The following is a 25,763-nucleotide window of genomic DNA, read 5'->3' on the forward strand; positions in this document are numbered from 1 at the left end:
TCACAGCGTGGTGTGGGCGGCAGCTCATGCCAGGCAAAGGCAAGTCGAACCCTCGCCGAACGTTCTCGCGAGTCGCCCGTCTGTGCTGTCCGCCGGCGGGCCCGTGCCTTACTGCTGCCACTTGACCTACTGTTGCGAGACATCGTAGGACTCCAATCAGATGTGGTACTTGGATCTGCCGCGACCAGGAAACCTGCGGCAGGGCGGAATTGCGAGCCGCTGCTATCCCTACTAGTGGGCAGGTTGAAGGGCTCTTCCGGCACCCATACTGGGGATTCTTGGCAGGGTGAGGTGTGAACCGCCCCGGGGATCTTGGAGGCTCTGAACCCTGGAAGGGTTGGAGTCATGCCGGCACCGAGGGAATACCCCGCTGAGCTGCGGGAGCGAGCGATCCGGCTCGTGTTCGAGATACGTCGGGAGACCGGGACGAAGACCGGCTCGATCTCCCGGGTCGCCGATCAGCTCGGGGTCCATCGTGAGGCCCTGCGCGGGTGGGTGCAACGGGCGGAGACCGATGCCGGGCAGCGGCCCGGGACCTCGTCGGCGGATGCCGCGCGGATCGCGGAGCTGGAGCGGACGGTCAAGGACCTGGAACGGTCGAACGCAATTCTGCGGGCGGCGTCGATTTTCTTCGCCCGGGAGCTCGACCCGAAACTGCCCAGGTGACCGCCTTCGTGGACGAGATCCGCGACGAGCACGGGGTCGAGCCGGTCTGCCGAGAGCTGCAGATCGCCCCGTCGACCTACTACGCCGCCAGGAACCGGCAGGCCGTTCCGTCCGCCCGCGAGGTCCGTGACGAGGAACTGAAGAAGGAGATCGCCCGGGTGCACCAGGAGAACTACGGCGTCTACGGGGCCCGCAAGGTCTGGCGTCAGCTCCGGCGGGAAGGCGTCGATGTCGCACGGTGCACCGTCGAGCGCCTCATGCGAGTCCTCGGCCTGGCCGGCGCGGTGCGCGGGAAGAAACGCTTCACCACCGTCCCGGATCCGGCCGCGGCCCGGCCGAACGACCTGGTGAACCGCAACTTCACCGCCGAGGCGCCCAACGAACTCTGGGTGACCGGTTTCACTTACGTCGCCACCTGGGCGGGAACGGTCTACGTCGCGTTCGTCATCGACGTGTTCTCCCGTCGGGTCCTGGGCTGGCGCACAGCCGGACATGCGGACCGAACTCGTCATGGACGCGCTCAACATGGCCATCTGGACGCGTCGGCGTGAAGGCCGCCATGACCTGGCCGGGCTGATCCATCACAGCGATGCGGGCAGTCAATATACGTCGGTTCGCTACACTGACCGCCTGGCCGAAGCCGGCGCCGCACCCAGCATCGGCACCGTCGGCGACGCCTACGATAAGTGCGTGTCTGAGATCCCTGGTCGGGCGGTCTGTGGGCCGGGATGCTGAGGTCATGGCTGTTGGCGAGGTGGTCCGCAGGTACTGCCGGGAGTGTGGGGTGTTGCTGCCGTCGAGGAAGTCGGCGGCAGCACTGTTTTGTTCGGGTCGTTGCAGGTCACGCCGGTGGAGGGTCCTTGAGCGCGCCCGCCAGCGGGTGGCGGCGATGCAACGCGGGCAGGGAGCGGTTTGCCCGATGTGCGGTCGTGAGTGGACGGTGGGGGTGGAGCTCCGGGGCTCGGCGGTGTTCTGTTCGGCGCGGTGCCGTACGCGTGCCTGGAGGGAGCGGGCGTCACGGGATTCCGTCACGGTGACGCCGTAGTCGAACGCCGCAGCTTTCTCTGTTGTCCCGTCTGTTCGGTACAGGGTCGAACGGCCAGTCCTGGCGCGCCTCGCGCGCCCCCGCTTCGCGCCTGCCGCCGCTGGAACACTCGCGTCCATCCTGGTGGTGACCTGGGCTGATGTGCTATCTGAGCGGTTGCTGTCGAGTGACTGGTCTGCCCGGGAACCTCAAGGGGTGGAGGCAGCATGTCGGAGCGGGTGGGGAACGTTTCGCGGTCACGTTACGAGGAGCTCGTGGCCGAGGCGCGGGAACTGGTGGAGCAGGTCGCGAGGGCACAGTTCGGGCTCGGGGACCGGGCGTTGGAGATAGAGCCGATGCGGCCGGTCGGTGGATCGGTGGCCAAGAGCAGCGACGATCTGTTCACGGTCGAGGAGTCGTTGCAGATGTTCGCCGACGACATAGGGGTGGCGCTGTCGACGGTCGAGGACTGGCGTTGGGTGGCCTCGCGCTGGCCGGCGGGCAAGCGCAAGGCCGGTGTGTCGTTCACGGTCCACAAGATCCTGGCGTCGATTCCGGACGAGGCGGAGCGGTGGGTGGCCATCGAGGACGCCCCGTTCAACCCGCGCAGGAACCGCAAACAGTGGACCACCGATGGCGCGAAGCGGCTGGTCGGGCAGCAGGTGGACCGGCCGGTGACGGTCGAGGAGAAGGTCCGGGCCGTCCGCGACCTGAACCCGTGACGATGAGGTTGCGGTGGCCGTCACGGCCAGCCTCCTGAGCCGCCCGGAGACTGCGGCCTTGCTGCCGGCGGCGGAGCGCGTGCGGGTGGTCCAGGAGCTGACCCGCGACGACGAGGTCGCCACCCGCGTGACCTCCAGGCTCCTCCAGCGTCCCCGGGTCGCGAGGGAGGCGATGCGGGACGACGACACCCGCTTCACCGTCAACCGCGCCCAGTTCGACAACTCGGAACAGGCCCGGGACAAAGTCCGGGAGCGGATGCCGGCGGTCCGCAGGATCGAGCACACCATCGAGTACCTCGACCTCGTCGGCTCCTGCCACAGCTACGTCGCTACCCTGGGCCGGCTGGTCCCGCGGATGCGCGGCCAGGAGTTCACCGACGACGAACGCGCCACGATCCTGCGCGGGATATCCAAGGTCCGCGGCGCGGCCGACTGGCTGGAGGCGGCACTCGAAACGGGCCGCTTCACCCTGGATGAGCAGCTCGCCCAGCTCCTGAAGGGCGAGTAAGGTGCTGCCCGCCCGCCGCCGGATACGCGGCGCGGCCGCCCCGCTCAGCACCCATTACGGCGACCTGGTCCGCGTCGCCCTGATGGAGGCCAGGCCCGCCGGCCTGCAGACCAGGCAGCTCGTCGCCGCCACCCGCCTCACTCCGTCCCAGGTCGCCCGCGGAGTCCGGCATCTACGGGACGTGGGCGCCGCCGAGCACCTGACGCCGATCATCTGGCGCCGCAAGGATGGCTACCTGTTCTCCGAGGAGCCCGCCGACTGGATCGAATACGAGAAACAGCAGTTTCGCCAGATCCTCGGCCGCCTGACCCGGATGATCACCGGCACACTCGACCCGCACCTGGCCCGCTACCCCGACGACGAATGGGCCCAGCTCGCATCCGCCCAGCTCACCGGCGTCCGCGCCACCCTCGCCCAACTCACCAAATAGCCTCAGACCCGTATCCGCCCCGAGGTGACCCGATGCCCCCTATCCCTCGCCGGCGCCGCTATCCCTCCGACACCACCGTCGCGGAATGGGCGCTGCTCGAACCGCTGCTGCCCCTCCAGGCCTGTATGCCCAAGGCCGGCGGGCGGCCTGAGAAGTGGCACCGCCGCGAGATCATCGATGCGATCCGGTACATCGTCGACAACGGGACCAAGTGGCGGGCGCTGCCATCCGACTATCCACCGTGGCAGACGGTCTACTACCACTTCGCCCGCTGGATGCGGGCCGGGATCGTCGGCTTCATCCGTGACCAGCTCCGACGCCAGATCCGCACCGGCCAGGGGAGATGCCCCTGGCCGGTCACGCTGATCGTGGACTCGCAGTCCGTCAAAGGCGCCGACACCGTCTCGAAGGCCACCCGCGGCTACGACGCGGCGAAAAAAATCAACGGACGCAAGAGACACATCGCCGTCGACACCCTCGGCCTGCCCGTGATGATCACGGTGACACCCGCCGACATGACCGACCGCGACGCCGCCCGCGAACTCCTGTGGCGCCTGCGCCTCATGCAACCCCAGATCACCCAGATCTGGGCCGACTCCGCCTACGCCGGCCAGCTCATCACCTGGGCCGACAGCTTCCTCAAGATGACCCTCAAGACCGTCTCCCGGCCGCGCAACGCGAAAGGCTTCGTCGTCCTGCCCCGCCGCTGGAAAGTCGAACGCACCCTCGGCTGGATCATGAAAGCGCGGCGCAACGTCCGCGACTACGAGCGGCTGCCCCAGCACTCCGAAGCCCACGTGACCTGGGCACTCATCACCCTCATGACCCGACGCCTCACCCGCAAAAGCCCTCAGGCCAAGTGGTCCAAGAAAGGCTGATGAACCAAGCGCGGGCTCGGTGCCCGATCAGACACTCAGACCTTTGGGGTTTCCTCCAGCCAGGTCAGGTCCGTCAGCAGAGCCTGCAACTCGTTGACGAGCCGCGTGGAGTGAAACCCGTCCGCGGCAGCGTGGTGCACCTGCACTGCCAGGGGAAGCAGGACCCGGCCGTCCCGCTCGGCATAACGGCCGAGGGTGAAGATGGGCGCGAGGTGGTTCCACCCGTTGCCACCGATGTTGAGGTTGAACCCGGTGAAGGACGCCCAGGGCAGGCTCGACACGTCGAACATGTTGATCGGCGGCTCCCCCTGCGGGAAGAAGTCGGTGGCGCGACTGTGCTCCGCGAGCAGCGGGGCGGCGACATCGTGGAACGCGCCGAAGTCAGAGTCGTAGGGGGCCCACATGCAGGCGAACGTCTCGCGTTCCGGGTTGAACACCGTGAACGCCGGATGCACGACAGGCCAGACGGCCGGCTCCTCCTCGGCAGTGAGGCACATCTTGAACTCATCGTGACGTGAGGGGCACCGAAGAAAACGGACTGTGCTTGCGCGAGAAACTTACGCTGCGAGCTGTATCTTCTCGTATTCGCGGTGAACCTCTTGCGGGGTCTTGTACCCAAGTCCCGAGTGCAGGCGTCTACGGTTGTAGAAGACTTCTATGTACCGCACTATCGCCTTGCGTGCGTGTTCCCGGGACGGGAAGGTAGTGCGATACACGAGTTCGTTCTTCAGGGCTCCGAAAAAAGACTCGGCCATGGCGTTGTCCCAGCAGACTCCGGTCTTGCCGACCGAGGGCCGCATTTGCATCCTTTGAAGTTTCGTTCGGAACTCTTGTGAAGTGTACTGGCTTCCTCTGTCAGAGTGAAATATGCATCCATCAGCGAGCTTGATATTGCCCGCTGCCATGTCGACGGCGTCCGAGATGAGGGATGTCTTCATGTGGTTCGCCATGGACCAGCCGACAACGGCCTTGGTGTGGCAGTCAATCACCGTCGCCAGGTAGAGGAAGCCGTCCCAGGTGTGGATGTATGTGATGTCTCCCACCAGTTTCTGTCCGGGAGCGGCGGCCGTGAAGTCGCGTCCGAGGAAGTCCCGGAGTGCCGGCTGATCATTGTCTGACACGGTCGTGATCCGCCAGGGCCTTGGCTGGCAGGGGACCAGGTCCAGGTCCCGCATCAGGAGACGCACCAGCTCGGGCCCTGCCTCGACGCCCTTGCGGCCGAGGGCGGCGTGAACTCGGCGGTATCCGTAGGTGCCATCGGATTCGTCGAAGACATGACGAATGATGAGCTTCAGTTTTTCACGCCGCTCAAAAGTGGGCGAAGCCGGTCGCATTTTCCAGGAGTAGAAACCAGAGGTGGAAACGTCAAGCCAGGTGCACATGCCCGTGATCGGGAAATTGTCCTTCTCGCCGTCGATGAACTCATACTTCTCGGTCACCGATGGTCGCGGGCAAAGAAGGCTGCCGCTTTTTTTAGGAAGTCCCGTTCGGTGGTGACCTCCTGCAATTTCTTCTCCAACTCGCGGACACGCTCGTCCGCGGCGATGGAATCTGCCATCGGTTCGCCTGCGAGGTGCCGCTTCCGGTACTGGGCGACCCAACGACTCAACGAGCTCTCGGTGACACCGAACTCCTTGGCGACATCCGCGTAGGGGCGTGATTTGTCGAGTACTTCCCGCACTACTCGCTCTTTGAGTTCTGCCGAGTACGGGGTCGTGCGCTTTGCCACTTACCTATCCTTTGGTCAAGGTAAGTATCTCTTGCATGGCGGGAGTCCGCGAACTTCGGGGCACCTCAGTGCTCGTCGATGAGCGCGGTCACCTGGGCCGGGTCGGGTCGAGCTGGGCCGCGAAAAACGCCGAGGCAGTGCGCAGGACCTCGTTCGCCCGGCGCAGGTCCCGGACCTCCTTCCGCAGAGCCACCAGCTCGCTGTTCTCCTCGCTGGTCAGCCGATCCCCGCGCTCACCGCGGTCGGCCTCGTCCTGGCGGATCCAGTTGCGCAGGGCCTCGTGGTGCACGCCCAGATCCCTCGCCATGTGACGGATCACCGGCTCCGGATCAGCGGCCCGATACATGGCCACCGCCCGCTCACGCAACTCCAGCGGGTACTTCATCGGTGCGGACATCGTGACATCTCCCTTCACGATCCCCATCTGACACTCCACCAGCCACTTCCGCACCCCGGGGGAATCTCAGGGGTCGGAGCAGCCCTCAAGTTGGCCGTCGGCTATCAGGCCGGGGGAAGCTCTTGAGTTCAGCAGTCTCCGGGCCACTCAAAGGCCGGTGACCTGCATACGCGGCCAGCGACCGGGCCTTCCAAGACACCGGCTCCGGCCGGCTCAGCATCCGACTGAACCGTTCCGGGTCCGGTAGGGACTCGATCATTTGAGAGGATCGAGTCCCTACCGGACCCGGAACGGTTCAGTCCGCGCCCGCGGCCACTTCCCCCTTTACAACGCCGCACTCAAATACGTCCACCTCGCCATGAGCCCCTTAGCCTCGCGCTTTCATGAAGCGGGCTGTCCGGCGGGTGGTCAGGTGAGCGAAAAGTGCCTCTGACCAGCAAGAATGAGGATTGTCGAGGTCCTTGTTCCTGCCGCCGTCGGAGGCACTTCCCAGGTGAAGAAGCGTATCGGGTCCTATCCACGCGTCCGCATCGAGGGCGGTGGCCACGGGGTGGTGTCCCAGGCTGGGGCGGTGCTGCTGGTCGAGACCGTCCGGAAGGCCGGGCTGGACCAGTCGGTATCGACGGCGCTTGCGCCGTGGCGACGTCTGCGGGCGGTGCACGATCCGGGCAAGATCCTGCTGGACGTGGCTCTCGCGGTCGCGCTGGGCGGGGACTGCCTCGCGGATGTCGGGATGCTGCGGGCCGAGCCCGGCGTGTTCGGGCCGGTGGCCTCCGACCCGACGGTCTCCCGCCTCATCAACACCCCCGCCACGGCTGGGCCGAAGGCCCTTCACGCGATACGGGCCGCGCGGGCCGAAGCGCGCGAACGCGTCTGGAACGTGGCCAAGAACGCGGCCCCGGATGCCTCAGGGCAGGTGATCGTGGACCTGGACGGGGTGCTCGTGCTGGCGCACTCCGAGAAGCAGGACGCCACCGCGACCTGGAAGAAGACCTTCGGACACCATCCTCTGATGGCCTTCGTCGATCACGGAAGCGGTGGGAGCGGGGAGCCGGTGGCCGGCCTGCTCAGGCCGGGCAACGCGGGCAGCAACACCGCTGCCGACCACATCACCACGACCCAACTCGCCCTGGCCCAGCTGCCGAAGAAGTACCGGCGTGGACGCCAGACGCTGATTCGTTCGTCACCAACACCACTGGCGTTCCGATCGCCGCACTCGAACTGCGGCACCGCCAGCGGGCACGCGCCGAGGACCGCATCCGAAACGCCCGCGCGACCGGCCTGCGCAACCTGCCACTGCACGACACCGCGCAGAACCAGATCTGGTTGGAGATCGTCCAGACCGCCCTCGACCTGCTGGCCTGGATGCCCATGCTCGCTCTCACCGGCAAAACCCGCAGGTGGGAGCCCCGTCGCCTCCGGCTCCGGCTGTTCTCCGCCGCAGCCCAGATCGTCACGACCGCCCGCCGCCGGCACCTGCGGTTCGCACGCCACTGGCCCTGGACCGACGTGATCACCGATGCCCTGGCAAGGCTCGAAGCCCTCCCGAACCCCGGCTGACCAGCGCGTTCCCGCCCCTGCGAGCATCACCACCCCGACCGGAGCCGTGGAACCCGGCGCCCACCCGACGCGACAGCCGGGCCACCAGCCTGCCCGCAACCATCATTCGATACGGAAACGGCCCGCCGGGAGAACCGACGGACCGTCACGAAAGATCGAGGTTAGACTCCACTGGCGCCGTACGCGGATGCTGGACCAGCCGCTGAAAGTGAGCCCTTCGAGTCTTCGACATCGCCTTCGCGGAGCTCCCCACCGCCGAATCTGACCCCGGCAATCAACCCAGTTACAACGAGATCTTGACGGCGGTTGGTCGCCGGGTGACCGCTTGCCATGCTGATCACCCGGCGCATCTAGATCATTTGGGAGTATCTCGGACTATGTGCGAGCCGAGGCCAGATAGCCAAACTTTCCGATCATTACCGCCGGGTTGCAAATCCATTCCAAGGCCGCCTGTATAACGGCAGTGATACCAGGAAGAGGATCAGTCGAATAGATGAGCGGCTTGGACACCAAGAATTTAGTGAATCCATACGGTTCCGCCACGGCTCCGAGGAAGCGCAACGCCAACGCCCACTTCTGCGCGGCCCCTTCCACAGTGGCAGAGATTACCGTTACCAGGCCAGCAGCGTACTTCAGCGCGTTAATAACGCTATCAATAATAAGCCCCGTGGTTCCTAGGAACTGCAGCACGCCAGCTCTGACCCGGAATGGCGTGTCTCCAACAGAGAAGCCGAATAGCGCGAGGCCATCTCGAATCTTCGCTACTCGTGTTGCAGTCATCAGGCCTGCCCAAGCGAGCCCTCCTATGACCCCTGTGGCTACAAGGAAGACTGCATCGAGGGTCACACCTAGGAGCTCGATGCCCCAGGTAGCCAGGCCAGCTTTGTCTGACACTGAATTAGTGCCTACGGAAATGAACGGAACAACAGGCCAGCTAGGCCAAGCAAAAATCAGTGACTCATAATTAATAATGACACTGACGATAGATACCACAAACGTCAGGAGTTCGGGAACCTCTGGCTCCGGTAGCGCGTCAAGGGTGGAAATTGCGTCACTCAGCCCATTGAGCGCGTTCTTTAGGGGTGCAATTGTGACACTGAATGCGGCGCAGATGTTCGTCCATTTGATTTCGCCGGAGCTCCAGTCATCACCTGCTATTCCTCGGTTGAGGGAAGATTCATCAGTGATCGAGAAGGTTCCATTCGGGAATGGTTCCTCGCCATCGTTGAGGATCTTGTACAGGAGGGTTCCGGGTACTGCCAGGAGGAGGCATACGATTTCTGCGTAGGTAAGATCCTTCGGCTTTTCGATCCCGGCCAAACTCTGGATGAGCTTGTAGAAGTTGTCGAGGAGCTCGAACTCGATGGGAGCATTTACGAACTCCTCGAGCTTATCAATCATGAAGTCGAAAGCCTGAACGATGAAGCCGACGGCTGACCTGACCAGGTCGATGGCGGCATCAATCATCAGCTTGGCTGCGTCGAGCAGGGCGTCGACGGCAACATTGTTGGTGTTTCCGTCCCCAGTAACGGCGCCTTGAATCCAGGTTGCGAATACCTCTGCGGCTTCCAGGAATCCTTCGCTGCCTTCATAGAAGGCCTGCATCAGCAGGTAAATCGGGTCGTTCTCGTCGGCATCCGCTGGCTCAGAGGAGTAAACTTCTGGGTGTTTTGCCATGAGCGCTGCTGCGGCAACCGGACTGGTTCCATAATTGCTGATCTTGTCCATGACTAGCTGGCTTTTCGGGTCATGGACAGAATCATCGATTAGACTAAAAGGCTCAGGTACGCCGGGGGCGGTGGATTCCTTCGCCTTCTGTGCCACCTGGGCGAGGTCTGCGCCAGCTTGTGCAGATTGGCTCTTCGCATTTTCGATTGTCTTGTCGAGATTATTCTTGAGATTTTGAAGGCCTTCATCCGCTCGGTCTCTGACGCTATCTGCAAGGCTCTTGGCTGCGGGGCCGAGCTTACCTAGTCCGTCTACCAGGGCGTCCTTAGTGTGGAAGAAAGCCTTCCAGTCAAAGAGGTCTTTCAGCCAGTCGATGAGGTCGCTGATCCCGCTGCCGAGGGCGGCGAATACCGCGCCGACGGCTTCGGCTGCTGCCTGGACGGTCTTGATGACGAGCGTGCCGAGGTCGATGATGGCGTTTCCGACTTTAAGAGCCAAAGTCACCGTGCTGTTGGCAACATCGATAGCGAAGTCAACGACCTCCATCGCCCCATCTTCGATGCCTTCAATCGCGTCGCCAATAGCATCCGCCACTGCGTCCCAGGCGTCATCCCACCAATTACGCTTGCCGGACTTGTCTTGCAGAGAACCGCCGTATGACGGATTTTGCAGCACAGCCTGGTCGAAGGCAGTGTACATAGTCCCCTGGCTGTCGTACGTGGTGACGGCAGCCGTCGATCCCACCCTGCCATCGCTGCGGATCCTGCTGATCCTGAAGAAGGAGGGGCCTGCGGTGGTTCGCCTGAGTGACTTGTACGGGCTGTTTGACGGCATCGCCATGATCTGCTGCATGGCGCTCACTGCGTCATCCGCAGCCTGAGTGGTCGTGCCGCTGGGAATAAGAGGCTTCCCGTCAGGCGTCGTAGCGTTCCTGATCGTGTCACCGCTGAACGGTGGCAGGTGGGGCAGGCTGTCCGGCTTTCCAGCAAGATAATCGTGGACGTCCGTGTCGGGCCTCACCTCAAAAGGAAGGAACGAGTCACTACCCGCCGGGGTGACACGCAGCACCGGAGTGACCAGGCCATAGGCGGGAACTGCAATACTTAGATTGCCCATCAGCCCGGTCGATACTTCGACCGGAATGGTATTCAGCCGATAAAATTTGCCGTTCACCTCTGTGTTGACGGGCGAGGAAGCAGCAAGCATCACTGGCCGCATCGCAACCGGGCTACCGTTCTGGTCGCTCACCGTCACATTTGTCCGCCACCGGGGCACCACGTAATGGTGCACCGCAGACAGGTGGAGCGGGTTGTAAAGCCACCGGGCAAGCTCCGGCAGCTGGTGCAGAAGCCGGACCGCGCCCAAGGTGGTAACGTCCCCGGCACCCCGCCTGGCATTGGCCGACAGCGGAGTAAACATCACCAGAACAGGAGGCTCCGTGGAATGTGAACTGGCAGCCAGAAAATCCACACCCGAGCGAACCTGGACCGTGACCGCTCCCTCAACTCCCCGGAAGCCGGGCGACCCACCCGTCTGATCCTGTCCCCGCCACACAGCCTGCCCATTACTCAGACGGGTCTTCTGCATCACCCGCACACTGCTACTGCTGTCAACTGCGTACACATTCTGCACGAGCAGCTCACCAGGCTGCCCGAACCCAACAGCCGCAGAAAACGGCTCAGCCATCACAAAATTGAAGTAACTCTCACCGGCCTGCTTCCAGGAAGAACCTTCCTTGTTGGTCCAGGTAACCAGACCAAGCCGGTATTCGTTCTTTAGGCCATTATTCATCGAGAACTGATTTGCGACGAAAAGCCAGCTCTCCCACCCAAGGTCCGTCGTCACATGCCCAACGACCTTCTCGAACTTCTGCGCCGGATATTGATAGATCTTTTGACTGTCAGTCATGGTCTGCGAAGAAAGCCATGCCTTACTTACCGTCACGTATCCCGTCGCAGGAAATGACCCCGTGTACAACAGTGCATCGTCGCGCACCACGCCTTTCGGGCCAAACGGCGGGTAAAATCCCCACTGCGGCTTGTCCGGGACAATCACTAGGACGAAATTATTTCCATTCGAGACAAGCCCGTAATCCTTAATTTTCGGGAAGTACACGTGGTGGGAATCAGTCCAGCCAGGCGCCTCTATCTCTACCGAACGGAAGGGAAAATCACCTTCTCCCGTCCAGAACCATGTCATGACCTGATTCATGCCCAGAATGCTGGTGTGAACCACAATAGGAGCGCCCGTGCTCCTATCATAAGAAACCCTCAGCATTTGAGAGCCGGAATTATTCTCAGCCTTCTTCTCGACTACCCCACCCTTCTGGACCAGATACATGTCCAAAATTGCATCAATGCCAGCGAAGAGCCAAACATCTCCAGCGGGAGTCTCTGCAGCAACAACCTTGTCGTAGGGCTGCTCGGAGGAAACCTCCATCAGAGCATACCCCCCCTGCTCATTAGGGTCCCCCGCGAGAATATTCAGCTTGCCGTCAACAATGACAGCGGCTTCCCGCTGCTTCGTGTAAGGATTGGTATACGTAGCAACAGAATTGTCTGCCACGGGTGCGACGACATCAGACGTCGCCATATAGTCCTCCATCAGCGCCGATGAAGAACCTAGAGAAAACGGAGAGGGGGGAGAATACTGAACCTCATCTGCAGGAAACGCAAAGGTTGAAGCAGACATCATCGGCTCCTTGGTCAGCACCATTAAGCAAAGAAGCGGAACAAACAGACCAAACACTCGCCATCAACGAGCAGGCCTCAACCTCTCTAGTGGGCAGAAAGAACGAGCCTTTTCGGAGCCCTGGTGAACCTTGCGTACCCGGGCCGCGATGCCGGCCTCGACGGCCTGGCGGGCCGCTCGTGCTGCCGCGGTGCGGCGCCAGTAGTAGAAGCCCGAGCGAGCCAGGCCGAGGATGGTGCAGAGCCGCTTCACACCGTGGCGACGCTGGTGATCTTCAACGAACTGGCAGCGGTTCACCAGCGCGTCTCCGTCGCGGAATACCGGGCTGCCTTGCGGAGGATGTCGCGTTCTTCCTCCAGCTCGCCGATCCCCTTGCGGGCTGCAGACAGCTCCGCCCGAACGTCGTCGGCAGTGGCCTGCGAAGCGGCCGACTGCGCCGAGTGGAGCGGGGGCGGCGCCCGTCGGCGGCCCGGATCCAGTTCCGAAGCGTCTCGGTGTTCACCCCGAGGTCACCGGCGACGGACTTGATCGTCGCTCCCGGCCTCGACCGGTACAACGCGACCGCGTCCGCCTTGAACTCGGCGGGGTACTGACTTCAGCGCTATGAGGTGACGAATCTTGGTGTTCGGCTGACGGTCGACGGGTGGTGGCGGTAGACCGTTGGCCATGCGGTATGCGGATGGGGGCGGGCTGACGGCGAAGGGCCGTCAGCGTCGTGAGGCAGTGCGGTTGAAGGCCGCCGGGTTGTTTGAGCTTGTTCCGCTTTGACGGGCACCTTTGGTGTGGTGGTCAGGCCGCGAGAGCGGTCTCGTATTCAGCGGGACTGCGGTAGCCGAGGCTGCTGTGAAGCCGGTGCAAGTTGTACCAGCTCTCGATCCACTCGAATATCGCCGTGCGGGCAGCAGCCCGGCTCGGCCAGGGGTCGGTGTCGCCCAGCTCGTTCTTCAGGGTCGAGAAGAACGATTCCGCGAGCGCGTTGTCCCAGCATTGCCCAGTCCGTCCGACCGACAGGCGGATGCCGAACTCATCTGCCAGGACGGCGAGTTCACGGCTGGTGTATTGACAGCCTCGGTCGGAGTGGAAGATCACCGGACCGGATGGACGGCGAGTTCGGCAGGCGGTCCGCAGCGCGTCGGCGACGAGCTCGGTTCGCAGATGGTCGGCTGTCGCCCAGCCGACGACGCGGCGTGAGGCGATGTCGATCACGGTGGCCAGATAGAGCCAGCCCTCGCTCGTGGCGATATAGGTGATGTCCCCGCACCAGCGGGTGTCGAGGGCCGACAAATCGGGCTGGAAGTCACGAAGTACCAGGTCAGGCCGGGTGGACGCGTGTGGGTCGGGAAGGGTGGTGCGGTGCCGGCGTCGTCGGTGCCTGCCGGTCAGACCGGCCTGTCGCATCAGGCGGGCCACCCGGCGGCGCCCGCAGCCGGCGCCTTCACGCTTCAGGACGGCGTGAACGCGCGGGGCCCCGTAGGTGCCGCGGGAACGCTGGTGAACAGCGGTGATCTGTTCGGTCAGCTCGGCGTCCCGCACCGCACGCGGGCCACGGGAGGCAATGCGTCGGGCGTAATAGGCGGTCCGGGAGACCTTGAGGAGTTCACACGTCCTTTTGACGTTGTGACCTGCGGTTTTCTCCGCCTCGATGAACGGGTGCACGTTCACCGGGTCTCCGTCGCGAAGAAAGCCGTCGCACGCTTGAGGATGTCGACGTCCTCGCGCAGCCGGCGGTTCTCCCGCCGCAGCGCGGCCAGTTCCTCACGTTCGCCGCTGGTCAGGCCGTCCCGTTCGCCGGCGTCGACCTCGGCCTGCCTCACCCAGCTCCGCACCGCGGTCTCGGTCAGCTCGAAATCCCTGGCGACCTGACCAACCGAGCGCGCGCCCCGCCGGCACAGCTCGACGATCTCCGCCTTGAACTCCGGCGTGAACGAACGGCGAGGGCGCGGCTTCCTCTTCCCCATGCTCTCCATGATGAACATCATCCTTCCGGGGCCCAAGCCCCTGATCTCAGATGTCCGTCAAAGCGGATCAAGCCCACTGGTCCGAAAATGGAGGATGAGCCCCGCTCGGCGCGTTGGCTGGTGGGGTGGTTTCATGCGGCCTTGATGAGGTCGATTCGGACGGTGTACCCGAGTGCGTTGGCCTGGCGGGTGAGGCGTCGCATCGCGCGTTCGGGGTCGTGTTTGGCGTAGTAGTCGCCCCCGAGGTCGGTGTAGGGGACGTTGTCGGTGAGGATGTGCCAGACGACGGTCAGCATGGAATGTTCCAGGGCGACCAGGGCTTTCTTCTTGCCCAGCCGGGGCGCGAGCCGGTGGTAGCGGGCGCCGAGGTAGGTCTTCTCCCCGGTGCGGGAGGCCGTCATCGCGGCAGTGCCGAGGGCGGCGTTGGGCCATCGGTCGTGGCGTAGCGGTGGCCCTTGAGCAGGGCGAACTCATCGATCCCGGCTACCCGTGGCACCGGCCGGTCCGGCGGAGCGATCCGCATCAGGCAGTTCAGCACCGTCGACCCGGACAATGCGTGGTGCAGGACGGTGAGTAGCCGGGCGCCGGCCGAGCCCGCCAAAGCCACCGCGACCGCCTCGACCACTCGTCGCAGCGCCGGGGTCCGCCGCTGGTAACGCTCCGTCAGACCAGCGACCTGCTCAACGAAGGTCACCTTCGGACAGTCAAGGTTTTCGCAGTACAACCGCCGTACCGACAGGTCGATCACCAACGGACGCCCGCCCACCGCCTCGTCCGCGACATGACGCACGTACCGCGAGTGCGTCCACTGCGACATCTGCCCGCACTGCGGGCAGGCCCGGGGTATGCCGTCCCTGGTCACGGCGGTGATCCGCAGCGCCTCCGGGCTGGTCTCCACCCTCTCGATCCGTAACCCGGCCAGCTGCGGCAGTAGTTCCTGACAGCAACAACACACGTCACCAGCCTGGCAGCAGCGGCCCCGCCCCCGTGACGGATCACCGAGACGATCAACGCCTACGAAAATCTTGGAAGAGCCGTTCCTTTGGCTCTGTCTCACATTCGGTGGTGACGGAGAGTGCCGCTATCCGAGGAGGATGCGGTGGCGGAGGAGCGGGAAGCCTGCTCGGCCGTACATTTGCCGCTTGATCAGCTTGGTCTTGTTGTTGACGCCTTCGGTGCTGCCGTTGTGGTGCGGAAGCGTGAGCGCGGCGATCACGGCGTCGCGGTCTCGGTCCAGGCCCCGGGCGAAAGCGTGCAGATGGGGCAGGTCGGCCGTCCGGACCTCGACGGTCCAGTGCTCGAAAGCGTCGGCATTTCCTGGGTCGGGCACCAGGAGCTGGGCGAAGGGCGGGATGCAGGCGGCGAGCCGGGTCATTTCGGGGCAGGCGGCGGTGAGTCGTGCCAGGAGGTCGTGGTGTTCGGTCTTGAGGTTGTCGGGCTTGGTGAGGATCATCCGGGCCAGTCGGCGCGGGGAGATGTGGCTGCGGTCGGCGTCCGCGCGGCCTTGGTTGATGTACTTGTGCAGGAGGTTGAGGCAGCCGGTGAACCCGAGGGCCTTGATCTCTTCGAAGAGATGTCGTGGGCTTGATCCGCTTTGACGGACATCTGAGATCAGGGGCTTGGGCCCCGGAAGGATGATGTTCATCATGGAGAGCATGGGGAAGAGGAAGCCGCGCCCTCGCCGTTCGTTCACGCCGGAGTTCAAGGCGGAGATCGTCGAGCTGTGCCGGCGGGGCGCGCGCTCGGTTGGTCAGGTCGCCAGGGATTTCGAGCTGACCGAGACCGCGGTGCGGAGCTGGGTGAGGCAGGCCGAGGTCGACGCCGGCGAACGGGACGGCCTGACCAGCGGCGAACGTGAGGAACTGGCCGCGCTGCGGCGGGAGAACCGCCGGCTGCGCGAGGACGTCGACATCCTCAAGCGTGCGACGGCTTTCTTCGCGACGGAGACCCGGTGAACGTGCACCCGTTCATCGAGGCGGAGAAAACCGCAGGTCACAACGTCAAAAGGACGTGTGAACTCCTCAAGGTCTCCCGGACCGCCTATTACGCCCGACGCATTGCCTCCCGTGGCCCGCGTGCGGTGCGGGACGCCGAGCTGACCGAACAGATCACCGCTGTTCACCAGCGTTCCCGCGGCACCTACGGGGCCCCGCGCGTTCACGCCGTCCTGAAGCGTGAAGGCGCCGGCTGCGGGCGCCGCCGGGTGGCCCGCCTGATGCGACAGGCCGGTCTGACCGGCAGGCACCGACGACGCCGGCACCGCACCACCATTCCCGACCCACACGCGTCCACCCGGCCTGACCTGGTACTTCGTGACTTCCAGCCCGATTTGTCGGCCCTCGACACCCGCTGGTGCGGGGACATCACCTATATCGCCACGAGCGAGGGCTGGCTCTATCTGGCCACCGTGATCGACATCGCCTCACGCCGCGTCGTCGGCTGGGCGACAGCCGACCATCTGCGAACCGAGCTCGTCGCCGACGCGCTGCGGACCGCCTGCCGAACTCGCCGTCCATCCGGTCCGGTGATCTTCCACTCCGACCGAGGCTGTCAATACACCAGCCGTGAACTCGCCGTCCTGGCAGATGAGTTCGGCATCCGCCTGTCGGTCGGACGGACTGGGCAATGCTGGGACAACGCGCTCGCGGAATCGTTCTTCTCGACCCTGAAGAACGAGCTGGGCGACACCGACCCCTGGCCGAGCCGGGCTGCTGCCCGCACGGCGATATTCGAGTGGATCGAGAGCTGGTACAACTTGCACCGGCTTCACAGCAGCCTCGGCTACCGCAGTCCCGCTGAATACGAGACCGCTCTCGCGGCCTGACCACCACACCAAAGGTGCCCGTCAAAGCGGAACAAGCTCAGTCGGACGGGGGCGGCGGGGTCTTCGGCTCGGCGTTTGCGCAGGTGTTCGCGGTAGGGGTCGACGAGGCTGGCACGGTATTTGGGGACGCGGAGCATCCGCTCGGGTTGCTCGGCTCGGGCGTAGCGTTTGACGGTGTTCAGTGCCAGCTGCAGGCGGCGGGCGCATTCGAGCAGGCCAACGCCCGTGTCGAGCAGGTCGTGGACCTGGTGCCAGCGTTCGAGGGTGGTCTGTGCGCGGGGCCCGTCGTACAGGGGTGTGTCCAGCACGGCGGCCCAGCAGGTGCTGTGTGCCTTGACCTCGCTCAGGGCGGCCTCGCACAGGTTGTGCCACAAATGCCAGCGGTCGGCGACCTGCACCGCGTCGGGCAAGGCGCGACGGATGGCTTCGGGCGTAGGTCGTCGAGCCGTCGCGGCACACGATCTCGACGCCCGGATGGGTTCGCAGCCACGCCTCCAGAGTGTCGGCGGTGCGGTCGGGGAGCACGTCGATCCGTTCATGGGTTTCGGCGTCGATCACCACGGTGGCATAGCGGTGCCGCCGGCGCAGGGCGAAATCGTCGACACCAATCACCCGGTGCACACGCCCGGTGGGCAACGGGATGCGCAGCAGGGTGCGCAGGGCCGTGTGACGCGACAGGCCCACGGCGAGTATCGCCAGAAGACGCGATCCAGCCCGGCCCGCTAACTCTTTGACCACGGCCTTGACCTGCCTGGTCAGACGGGCCGTGCGTCGCTGGTATCGCTCCAACACCCCGGGCATCTGCTCGCGGAAGGTCTGCCGGCAGCCGCGTGTGGGACACACCAGACGCCGCACCCGCACACGGACCACCACCCGGCGGTCGTCGACCGGCACGTCGGCAACTGTCCGCCAGTGGTAGCCGTGCACCCGCCCCGCCGACGCCCCGCACACCGGACAGATCGCCGCCTCCTGCGGAGTCCGCGACCGCACCACGATCCGTTCACCCTCGTCGGCCACATCTTCGATGACCAGCGGGAACAGACCCGAAAACACCATCTGCACAAGCTCGTTGACTTCCTTCACGCGAAGGTCAACGACCCGCACGACTCTCCGTCACCACCGAATGTGAGACAGAGCCGTTTACTGGACAGACCCACCAGCCGTGGTCAAGAACTACAAGCGCCGTGCGTGACGGTCGGCGATGACGTGGACCTTCGTCAATAACCGCTGATGGATCGAGGCTGATGTCTTTTCTACCCACTAGTGGTGTTGCGGGGGCCGATACAGCAGGGGTCTCTCTTTCTTGAGGTTGGAGGAGTTCTGATGTCAGTCACTCAAGTTTCCGGGTCGTCTGTTGCGGGGTCGGGTTCAGATCCCGTTTTCCCGTTCAAACCTCCGTTCCAGGTGTCGTCACAGAGCACGCTTCTGCAGGACATGATCGGTGCTCAGGATCTCCTGGCGCAGGCCGGAGGGCCGCAGACGTTCGCCCTCTATGACAATCCTTTTACTGGGCAGCCGGAGGCTGCTGTTGTGGTGAACGGCAGCTACAACACCCTGAAGCGTGACTCTTCGGAGCCTGGCGGTTACAGACTGGTTGAGCATTCGGGTGGAGCCCTCGAGGTGGCCGCGGCTCGGACACCGGACGGGAAGGTGTTTGTTTTCCTGACCGGTGCGGCTCAGACCGTGGCATATGAGATCACCTCTGAAGGACCGTCCGCCGGCTGGCATTCAGGTTATGAAGTGACCGGTCTGCAGGTGTCCTATCTGCCGGGAGGCACCAATCCAGAGCCGCGAGTGACCTATACCGTTCCCGGTGGCGGAGGACTGCTCTACGCGCTGCAGTACGGGGGCGGCACGTGGACGCCGGCTTATGGTTCTCCCTATTACTGGGTGCAGGCTCCGTCAATAAGCGAGAGCCCGGCCGGCTATGCCGTCGGCTGGCAGTCCGACGGCTACGGCCTCACCCTGGCTGTCACGGGCAGTAACGGAATAGGCTGGCTGTTCTCCGCTTCCTCTGGCCACGTAGTGCCGTCGGGCGTCCCGCTGGCCGCCTACACCGTAAACCAGCTCACCGGCCCCCTTTACGAGCCCGGAGGCCAGATCGACTGGGTTTTCATCGACAACAGCGGTTACCTCACGCTCTACCGCGGGGGCAGCCTGAGCCTGATCGCCAGCAGCACGAACTTCAGCCCGGGCGTCCTCGTTCCCGACAGCCACGGTCTGGCACACATCTATCTCACTACCCAGACAGAGCAGGGCGCCCCTCGCGACCTCTATGTCATCCACCAGACCGGATTCGACAGCAATGGCCCGACGTGGGCTAACGCGGCCAAACAGTCCACTCCGCCCGGCGGAGACCCGGTCATCACCAACAGCAACGCCATTGCCGTGCCCGTCCGCGCTCACGTTGCCGAGGTCCAGTCTGACAGCTACCCCACGGACAAGCCCACCCTGGTCATCCTCACTACCGACGTCAAGCAGGCCCTGAAGGAAGCCGACAACGGCCCTGGCCAGCTACCCGGCGCCGGCGACCCCAGTCTCATGCCCGTCAGGCTGCTCAGCCAGAACACCAGCAGCGGGAACTGGCTCCTCGACCCTCTCCGCCAGACCTCCACTGTCTACTACAGCCTTCCCCGCTGGCGCACCGACCTGGCCTTCACCGACGCCAACGGCACCCCCCTGATGCAGACCCCGGTCAACCTCAGCGCCACCGAGACCTGCCTGGTCGAAGTCGCAGGCCAGTTCCTCCTCCTCGAACCCGGCACCCAAACCCCCCTGACCACAGACCCGGCCGGAAAACTCGCTATCGCCGTCCCCGCCTACGACCTCACCGCCCCCCTCCTGCTCGTCAGCGCCGACGGCCTCGCCCAGACCCAGATCAACCCCTCCGCCCCGGTCCACGACTACCTCAAAGGAACCGGACAGCTCCCCGACAAACCTCACTTCGATGCCGGCACCCTGGAAAGCGCCACCGTCAACGGCAGCCCCCTCGTCGACTGGGCCAACACCACCACCACCTCCACACAAGCCGTCGGCATGATGAACCAGATCATCAGCCTCCCCGGCGCCATCGAACCCCATCCAGTCACCACTCCGCCGAGCCCCGCCGGATTCCGGCTCACGCGCACCTCACCCGACGCAGCCGTGACTTACCAGGAATTCCTCACCCCGGAAGAACTCACCGCCCACCGCGAAGCCCTGCGCCAACTGCCCAACTACACCGGCAGCATCGAAAGCTGGTGGGACGAGATCGAAGAATTCGCCGGCGACGTATGGGAAGGCATCAAATCCGGCGCCGCAGCAATCGCCGACCTCACCGTCGACGTAGCTAAGAAATCCGTCCACCTCGTCCTGCAAATCGGCAAAGAACTAGTCGACCTCGGCACGTTCATCATCAACACCGCCACCGACGCCTTCAACGCCGTCATGGGCGTATTCAGCATGCTCGGCACCGCCATCCAAGACGTCATCGACTGGCTCAAAGACCTCTTCAACTGGGCCGACATCTGGAACACGAAATCAGCATTTCAGGCACTCTTTAAAGAGGCTCCTGCCGCAGTTGGTTCACTTCTGGACCGAATTGAGTCGATGCTCGACCATGACTGGTTCGACTGGCTGAGATCGAATATTGGAACAACGTTCGATTCTCTGGCCAGCGAGTATTCAACGAAAACCTTCTCGATGATTAACCAGCAGGCTGACACGACTATTCCGCCTGAAGTCGCCGCAGCTCAAAATAATTCAAAAACGAAGTGGATGATGGATCGCATCCTCGGCAGTTCAATTCCTGACGCAACGTTCACGGGAGGCCCCCTGCAGACAGAACTAGCGGAAGCCTTCGCTGGAAACAGTGCACTCGATGACCTCCTTTCCGCCTTCGAGCACGGCAGCGAAGCATTCTCTGAAGCTCTCGCCGGACTTAGCGCCTGGATTAACCAAGCGATCGGCGAGAACGAGAACGGTGAGAGTGTCGCGCTGGGCCACTTTGTGGCCGCAATGAAAGATCTCGCTTTCGCCGCGGTGGACTTGCTGCAAGGACTCGCAGACGCCGCATTCAGTCTGGCCAGAACTGTACTGCAAGGCCTTGAAGGGTTCCTTTTTGCCGAACTCGAATGGGGCCCGCTAAATAGCCTATATCGCTGGGTGCAAGAGATCGCTAATATTCCCGATGACGAACGGGATGACCTCTCAATAGCAGGGCTTGCATGCCTCCTGATGGCTATCCCAATGACCATCGCATGGAAGGCCATGTACGGAGAACAGCCTTTCCCCGGAGGGAAATTTCCAGTATACTCAACCTCCGCCGAACCGGGGGGCACCGAGAAAACAGTAAATAATCTGTGTGCAGTGTGGGCTGGGATTTGTTTCGTAGCTATGGGCGTACTCGACGTCGTTTGCGATATCGTAGAAAATTACGTCGCGGAAGTTATTCTTATCGCAATTTCCTGGATGTCCTTCATACCTACATGGCCCAGCGAACCAGTGCTCCCTCTCGACCCGGTCGCCATCGACTGGAAAGGCCCCGGCGCCGGATGGGTCGTGGCACACTATATTACTTCCATGGGTGTTCCCATCGTGGATACAGCAATGCTAATCTCGCCCGCCAGGAGGCTGAGCCGGTGGTTTGAGCCAGGCAAGGGTCTTGATTTTGCCATCGGCCTCCTTGGGCTTTTCATGGGTGCCATGGAGACCGCCTTCGCTCACGAGAAATGGACTCAGGGCACATTTAACATCATGTCGCACCTGACGCCTTTCGCACAGCCACTACGAATGGAAATTGTCCAAGAGGCGACATATGATTTTTCGCTGGTCGCCAAGGTTTTGATGGACTTCGTTGGCGACTGGTCGGCTGGAGCTTTCCGGATTGGCGGATGGCTCGAAACCGATTGACGGCAAAAACGTGAGGCTTAGCCTCGATCTTTCGTGACGGTCCGTCGGTTCTCCCGGCGGGCCGTTTCCGTATCGAATGATGGTTGCGGGCAGGCTGGTGGCCCGGCTGTCGCGTCGGGTGGGCGCCGGGTTCCACGGCTCCGGTCGGGGTGGTGATGCTCGCAGGGGCCGGAACGCGCTGGTCAGCCGGGGTTCGGGAGGGCTTCGAGCCTTGCCAGGGCATCGGTGATCACGTCGGTCCAGGGCCAGTGGCGTGCGAACCGCAGGTGCCGGCGGCGGGCGGTCGTGACGATCTGGGCTGCGGCGGAGAACAGCCGGAGCCGGAGGCGACGGGGCTCCCACCTGCGGGTTTTGCCGGTGAGAGCGAGCATGGGCATCCAGGCCAGCAGGTCGAGGGCGATCTGGACGATCTCCAACCAGATCTGGTTCTGCGCGGTGTCGTGCAGTGGCAGGTTGCGCAGGCCGGTCGCGCGGGCGTTTCGGATGCGGTCCTCGGCGCGTGCCCGCTGGCGGTGCCGCAGTTCGAGTGCGGCGATCGGAACGCCAGTGGTGTTGGTGGCGAACGCGGTGAGCCGCAGGCCGTCGGCATCGGTGAAACGCAACTGGGCGCCGGGGTGCGGCCGTTCCTTGCGGACGATCAGCCGCATCCCCTTTGGCCAGCCCTTGAGAACATCGCCGTCGAGTTCGGCGACCCAGGCGCCGTCGCGGATCTCGCCGCCCGGCTCGACGGCCACCGTCCACGCGGCGGGCGGGACCTTGAGGACGGCCTGGTGAATCTGTGAGGGGCACCGAAGAAAACGGACTGTGCTTGCGCGAGAAACTTACGCTGCGAGCTGTATCTTCTCGTATTCGCGGTGAACCTCTTGCGGGGTCTTGTACCCAAGTCCCGAGTGCAGGCGTCTACGGTTGTAGAAGACTTCTATGTACCGCACTATCGCCTTGCGTGCGTGTTCCCGGGACGGGAAGGTAGTGCGATACACGAGTTCGTTCTTCAGGGCTCCGAAAAAAGACTCGGCCATGGCGTTGTCCCAGCAGACTCCGGTCTTGCCGACCGAGGGCCGCATTTGCATCCTTTGAAGTTTCGTTCGGAACTCTTGTGAAGTGTACTGGCTTCCTCTGTCAGAGTGAAATATGCATCCATCAGCGAGCTTGATATTGCCCGCTGCCATGTCGACGGCGTCCGAGATGAGGGATGTCTTCATGTGGTTCGCCATGGACCAGCCGACAACGGCCTTGGTGTGGCAGTCAATCACCGTCGCCAGGTAGAGGAAGCCGTCCCAGGTGTGGATGTATGTGATGTCTCCCACCAGTTTCTGTCCGGGAGCGGCGGCCGTGAAGTCGCGTCCGAGGAAGTCCCGGAGTGCCGGCTGATCATTGTCTGACACGGTCGTGATCCGCCAGGGCCTTGGCTGGCAGGGGACCAGGTCCAGGTCCCGCATCAGGAGACGCACCAGCTCGGGCCCTGCCTCGACGCCCTTGCGGCCGAGGGCGGCGTGAACTCGGCGGTATCCGTAGGTGCCATCGGATTCGTCGAAGACATGACGAATGATGAGCTTCAGTTTTTCACGCCGCTCAAAAGTGGGCGAAGCCGGTCGCATTTTCCAGGAGTAGAAACCAGAGGTGGAAACGTCAAGCCAGGTGCACATGCCCGTGATCGGGAAATTGTCCTTCTCGCCGTCGATGAACTCATACTTCTCGGTCACCGATGGTCGCGGGCAAAGAAGGCTGCCGCTTTTTTTAGGAAGTCCCGTTCGGTGGTGACCTCCTGCAATTTCTTCTCCAACTCGCGGACACGCTCGTCCGCGGCGATGGAATCTGCCATCGGTTCGCCTGCGAGGTGCCGCTTCCGGTACTGGGCGACCCAACGACTCAACGAGCTCTCGGTGACACCGAACTCCTTGGCGACATCCGCGTGGGGGCGTGATTTGTCGAGTACTTCCCGCACTACTCGCTCTTTGAGTTCTGCCGAGTACGGGGTCGTGCGCTTTGCCACTTACCTATCCTTTGGTCAAGGTAAGTATCTCTTGCATGGCGGGAGTCCGCGAACTTCGGGGCACCTCAGCTCGACCAGGCCGCCGAGCGGTGCGGAATGCGCCTGGAGAAGGTGCTGGTGGACCAGGGCTTCAAGGAAGCGGTCATCGTTCATGGCGCCCTGCTGGACATCGGCGTCGAGGTCGTCCGCCGCAACCCTGCCGACCAGGGCAAAGGGTTCGTCCCGCAGCCCAAGCGGTGGGTGGTCGAGCAGACGAACGGCACGCTGATGCTCCACCGGCGTCTGACCCGTGAGTACGACCACCGGCCCGACACCTCCGCCTCGCGCGTCTACTGGGCCTCCACCGCCAACATGGCCCGCCGCCTCGCCACACCCACGCCGACCTGGCGCGACACCATCGGGCTGGCCGCGTGAACATCACCGAACTCCTGGTGGACCTTCACCTCCGGGAGAACCAGGCCACAGCCCGGGCAGACGAACTCCGCCGTCAGATCGCACACTTCACCGCCGCCCTCACCGAGACCGAAGCTCGCCTCGCGGACCTCGCCACCACCCGCAAGGTCATCATCGAACTCGCACCTACCGGCACCGAACCCGATCCGCCCGAGTCGAGCACCGCCTACCAGACCATCGGCGACGCCTTCAACCAGCACCCCGACCAGGCGTTCCGGGCCAGCGACCTGCACGAACTCCTCGACATGCCCACCGACGAAGCATCCGTCAACATCACCCGCAGCCGCCTCAGACGCCTCACCCGCCAAGGCTTCCTCACCCAACCCGGACGAGGCCGCTACCAGAAACAGACTTAACGCCCACTCAGATAGGCGCGAAGGTCGTCAAGACCACTCGTACTAGTTACGAAAAGTCGAGCATTTGGCGTGGTCTTCAAGAGGTTCTCGGCATTGCATTTGCAGACATACGAACATGTGTTCCATAACCGAGATTGCAGGCATTTCCCTAACCCCCAGCCATGCCGCGTCGCAGCTAGTGTGACAATCTCATTTTGAGTCAGGTGAAGCCGTACGTAATTTCGCTGACCTGAGAGCAGTCAATTGCAGACGTCGCTGTACATTACCTACGAAATCTGCGTAGGTACCGGCAATCAAATGGCATGTAGGTAGGTTAGGGAGAAAGCATGAGCGTCACAGGCTGTGGTTTCGACTACCTGTCGCTTGACTGGACCGGCCGTCCCATTCCTGCATCGAGCAGCCAGAATAAGGCTCTCGCAGTAAACCCTTACTCCCGACCGTGGATCGAAAACTATCTAGGGGGCCTCGCACGCCGGGCGATTTCAGGGGAAAATCAAGATACCTTGAAACTCGAGCTGCTCGTCAAGTTGTTTCCGTGGCTGTCGAGGACGGCAGATTATCTATCATCAATTGCCCCACCGAGAGCTGACCGCGACTCGATTCGGAGCGAGATATTCTTTGAATCTTACCAGGCCATCGATCGCATCGATTGGCCCCGTTTTCAGCAATGGCCCGCGCTGCTCAAGTCTCACATCAGAGGCGCGTGTACCGCCGTAGCGCGCTCAGAGGACCAACTCACCAGAGGTCAGCGATCCGCCAGAAAGAGGTACCTACATGAAGAAGATCTCTTTCTGCAAATTCACCATCGCTTTCCAACCTGGACCGAACGCGTAGCGATCGCAGCAAGACTCAGCCCGCGGGGTGGACTATATGCCTGCCTGTACGGAAATCGGACCCTAGTAAGTATCCAAGATGTTGGCGTGTATGACAATGCGCCCGGCATCCTTCCGACTCCAGATGAGTCAGTTCTAGCCAGAGAGGAGCAGGAAGCTCTGGGGAAGTGGATATCTCAGGAC

General features: G+C 63.2%; 19 protein-coding genes, 8 pseudogenes and 1 other annotated feature. Of the genes and pseudogenes, 14 read left to right on the top strand and 13 right to left on the bottom strand.

Annotated elements, in window-relative coordinates:
* Positions 1 to 345: 345 nt before the first annotated feature.
* From AC3IYI_RS41000 to AC3IYI_RS41030, 7 genes are all read left to right on the top strand, one after another.
* The gene (locus AC3IYI_RS41000; protein ID WP_489412127.1) at positions 346 to 666 is read left to right on the top strand and encodes a transposase; all 321 of its coding nucleotides are present in this window, start codon (positions 346 to 348) and stop codon (positions 664 to 666) included.
* Positions 623 to 737: a sequence feature (AL1L pseudoknot), on the top strand. Its footprint overlaps the gene before it by 44 nt.
* Positions 663 to 1,217 (top strand): IS3 family transposase, encoded by a 555-nt coding sequence (locus AC3IYI_RS41005; RefSeq protein WP_489412128.1) that lies wholly within the window; start codon positions 663 to 665, stop codon positions 1,215 to 1,217. (Overlaps the previous feature by 75 nt.) The genes AC3IYI_RS41000 and AC3IYI_RS41005 overlap by 4 nt, the downstream gene beginning before the upstream one ends.
* Positions 1,192 to 1,401: a hypothetical protein gene (locus tag AC3IYI_RS41010; RefSeq protein ID WP_489412265.1), complete on the top strand. Its 210-nt coding sequence runs from the start codon at positions 1,192 to 1,194 to the stop codon at positions 1,399 to 1,401. Before AC3IYI_RS41005 ends, AC3IYI_RS41010 begins: the two co-directional genes overlap by 26 nt.
* A 516-nt stretch (positions 1,402 to 1,917) precedes the next feature.
* Positions 1,918 to 2,412, top strand: coding sequence for a DUF6192 family protein (locus tag AC3IYI_RS41015; RefSeq protein ID WP_489412129.1), 495 nt, complete (start codon positions 1,918 to 1,920; stop codon positions 2,410 to 2,412).
* Between the two features lie 13 nt (positions 2,413 to 2,425).
* Positions 2,426 to 2,920, top strand: coding sequence for a DUF6192 family protein (locus AC3IYI_RS41020; RefSeq protein ID WP_489412130.1), 495 nt, complete (start codon positions 2,426 to 2,428; stop codon positions 2,918 to 2,920).
* A 1-nt stretch (position 2,921) separates the two neighbouring features.
* Positions 2,922 to 3,350: a hypothetical protein gene (locus AC3IYI_RS41025; RefSeq protein WP_489412131.1), complete on the top strand. Its 429-nt coding sequence runs from the start codon at positions 2,922 to 2,924 to the stop codon at positions 3,348 to 3,350.
* A 32-nt stretch (positions 3,351 to 3,382) separates the two neighbouring features.
* Positions 3,383 to 4,228, top strand: coding sequence for an IS5 family transposase (locus AC3IYI_RS41030; protein WP_489412132.1), 846 nt, complete (start codon positions 3,383 to 3,385; stop codon positions 4,226 to 4,228).
* Positions 4,229 to 4,263: 35 nt separating this feature from the next.
* Here AC3IYI_RS41030 and AC3IYI_RS41035 read toward each other — a convergent pair.
* The 3 genes and pseudogenes from AC3IYI_RS41035 to AC3IYI_RS41045 all read right to left on the bottom strand — a co-directional run.
* Positions 4,264 to 4,746: pseudogene (locus tag AC3IYI_RS41035) on the bottom strand (CatA-like O-acetyltransferase); the annotation flags it as partial.
* Positions 4,747 to 4,785: 39 nt separating this feature from the next.
* Positions 4,786 to 5,957 (bottom strand): IS3 family transposase gene (locus tag AC3IYI_RS41040; RefSeq protein ID WP_489412133.1). Its coding sequence is split into 2 segments (ribosomal slippage): positions 4,786 to 5,705 and positions 5,705 to 5,957, totalling 1,173 coding nucleotides; the frame shifts between segments, so codons are not numbered across the junction.
* 88 nt (positions 5,958 to 6,045) lie between these two features.
* Positions 6,046 to 6,354, bottom strand: a complete 309-nt coding sequence (locus AC3IYI_RS41045; RefSeq protein ID WP_489412134.1) for a transposase — start codon at positions 6,352 to 6,354, stop codon at positions 6,046 to 6,048.
* A gap of 493 nt (positions 6,355 to 6,847) precedes the next feature.
* On the opposite strand from AC3IYI_RS41045, the pseudogene AC3IYI_RS41050 reads away from it, so the two are divergent.
* Positions 6,848 to 7,914 (top strand): annotated as a pseudogene (locus AC3IYI_RS41050) (transposase).
* Positions 7,915 to 8,289: 375 nt separating this feature from the next.
* Here the strand turns inward: AC3IYI_RS41050 and AC3IYI_RS41055 are convergent.
* On the bottom strand, positions 8,290 to 12,297 hold the full coding sequence (locus AC3IYI_RS41055) for a hypothetical protein (RefSeq protein WP_489412135.1): 4,008 nt from the start codon (positions 12,295 to 12,297) through the stop codon (positions 8,290 to 8,292).
* Between the two features lie 250 nt (positions 12,298 to 12,547).
* Positions 12,548 to 12,853, bottom strand: a pseudogene (locus AC3IYI_RS41060) (transposase); the annotation flags it as partial.
* 86 nt (positions 12,854 to 12,939) lie between these two features.
* Here AC3IYI_RS41060 and AC3IYI_RS41065 point away from each other — a divergent pair.
* Positions 12,940 to 13,026, top strand: a pseudogene (locus AC3IYI_RS41065) (helix-turn-helix domain-containing protein); the annotation flags it as partial.
* A gap of 36 nt (positions 13,027 to 13,062) precedes the next feature.
* On the opposite strand, the gene AC3IYI_RS41070 reads toward AC3IYI_RS41065, so the two are convergent.
* The 5 genes and pseudogenes from AC3IYI_RS41070 to AC3IYI_RS41090 form a co-directional block, all read right to left on the bottom strand.
* Positions 13,063 to 13,935, bottom strand: coding sequence for an IS3 family transposase (locus AC3IYI_RS41070; RefSeq protein ID WP_489412136.1), 873 nt, complete (start codon positions 13,933 to 13,935; stop codon positions 13,063 to 13,065).
* Complete coding sequence (locus tag AC3IYI_RS41075; RefSeq protein WP_489412022.1) at positions 13,932 to 14,231, bottom strand: transposase; 300 nt, start codon at positions 14,229 to 14,231, stop codon at positions 13,932 to 13,934. Before AC3IYI_RS41075 ends, AC3IYI_RS41070 begins: the two co-directional genes overlap by 4 nt.
* 131 nt (positions 14,232 to 14,362) lie before the next feature.
* Positions 14,363 to 14,632, bottom strand: a complete 270-nt coding sequence (locus AC3IYI_RS41080) for a hypothetical protein (RefSeq protein ID WP_489412137.1) — start codon at positions 14,630 to 14,632, stop codon at positions 14,363 to 14,365.
* Positions 14,629 to 15,129 (bottom strand): transposase family protein, encoded by a 501-nt coding sequence (locus AC3IYI_RS41085; protein ID WP_489412138.1) that lies wholly within the window; start codon positions 15,127 to 15,129, stop codon positions 14,629 to 14,631. The genes AC3IYI_RS41080 and AC3IYI_RS41085 overlap by 4 nt, the downstream gene beginning before the upstream one ends.
* A gap of 183 nt (positions 15,130 to 15,312) precedes the next feature.
* Positions 15,313 to 15,810, bottom strand: a pseudogene (locus AC3IYI_RS41090) (ISL3 family transposase); the annotation flags it as partial.
* Between the two features lie 76 nt (positions 15,811 to 15,886).
* Between AC3IYI_RS41090 and AC3IYI_RS41095 the strand changes: the two are divergent.
* Both AC3IYI_RS41095 and AC3IYI_RS41100 read left to right on the top strand, forming a co-directional pair.
* Complete coding sequence (locus tag AC3IYI_RS41095; RefSeq protein WP_489412022.1) at positions 15,887 to 16,186, top strand: transposase; 300 nt, start codon at positions 15,887 to 15,889, stop codon at positions 16,184 to 16,186.
* Positions 16,183 to 17,055: an IS3 family transposase gene (locus AC3IYI_RS41100; RefSeq protein WP_489412021.1), complete on the top strand. Its 873-nt coding sequence runs from the start codon at positions 16,183 to 16,185 to the stop codon at positions 17,053 to 17,055. Before AC3IYI_RS41095 ends, AC3IYI_RS41100 begins: the two co-directional genes overlap by 4 nt.
* Positions 17,056 to 17,096: 41 nt before the next feature.
* Here the strand turns inward: AC3IYI_RS41100 and AC3IYI_RS41105 are convergent.
* A pseudogene (locus AC3IYI_RS41105) lies at positions 17,097 to 18,111 on the bottom strand (ISL3 family transposase); the annotation flags it as partial.
* 267 nt (positions 18,112 to 18,378) lie between these two features.
* On the opposite strand from AC3IYI_RS41105, the gene AC3IYI_RS41110 reads away from it, so the two are divergent.
* Entirely contained in the window at positions 18,379 to 21,945 is a 3,567-nt protein-coding gene (locus AC3IYI_RS41110) for a hypothetical protein (protein WP_489412139.1), read from the top strand.
* A gap of 182 nt (positions 21,946 to 22,127) precedes the next feature.
* On the opposite strand, the pseudogene AC3IYI_RS41115 reads toward AC3IYI_RS41110, so the two are convergent.
* Together AC3IYI_RS41115 and AC3IYI_RS41120 are read right to left on the bottom strand one after the other, a co-directional pair.
* Positions 22,128 to 22,721 (bottom strand): annotated as a pseudogene (locus AC3IYI_RS41115) (transposase); the annotation flags it as partial.
* 45 nt (positions 22,722 to 22,766) lie between these two features.
* A protein-coding gene (locus AC3IYI_RS41120) for an IS3 family transposase (protein ID WP_489408176.1) occupies positions 22,767 to 23,938 on the bottom strand; the annotation gives its coding sequence in 2 pieces (ribosomal slippage) (positions 22,767 to 23,686 and positions 23,686 to 23,938; 1,173 coding nt in all).
* A gap of 57 nt (positions 23,939 to 23,995) precedes the next feature.
* On the opposite strand from AC3IYI_RS41120, the pseudogene AC3IYI_RS41125 reads away from it, so the two are divergent.
* Positions 23,996 to 24,352 (top strand): annotated as a pseudogene (locus AC3IYI_RS41125) (transposase family protein); the annotation flags it as partial.
* Positions 24,349 to 24,747 carry a hypothetical protein gene (locus AC3IYI_RS41130; protein ID WP_489412140.1) on the top strand — a complete coding sequence of 133 codons (399 nt, stop codon included), beginning with the start codon at positions 24,349 to 24,351 and terminating at the stop codon, positions 24,745 to 24,747. The pseudogene AC3IYI_RS41125 and the gene AC3IYI_RS41130, both read left to right, overlap by 4 nt.
* Positions 24,748 to 25,763 lie beyond the last annotated feature (1,016 nt).

The organism is Streptomyces sp. GL_148 (genome assembly GCF_057834205.1).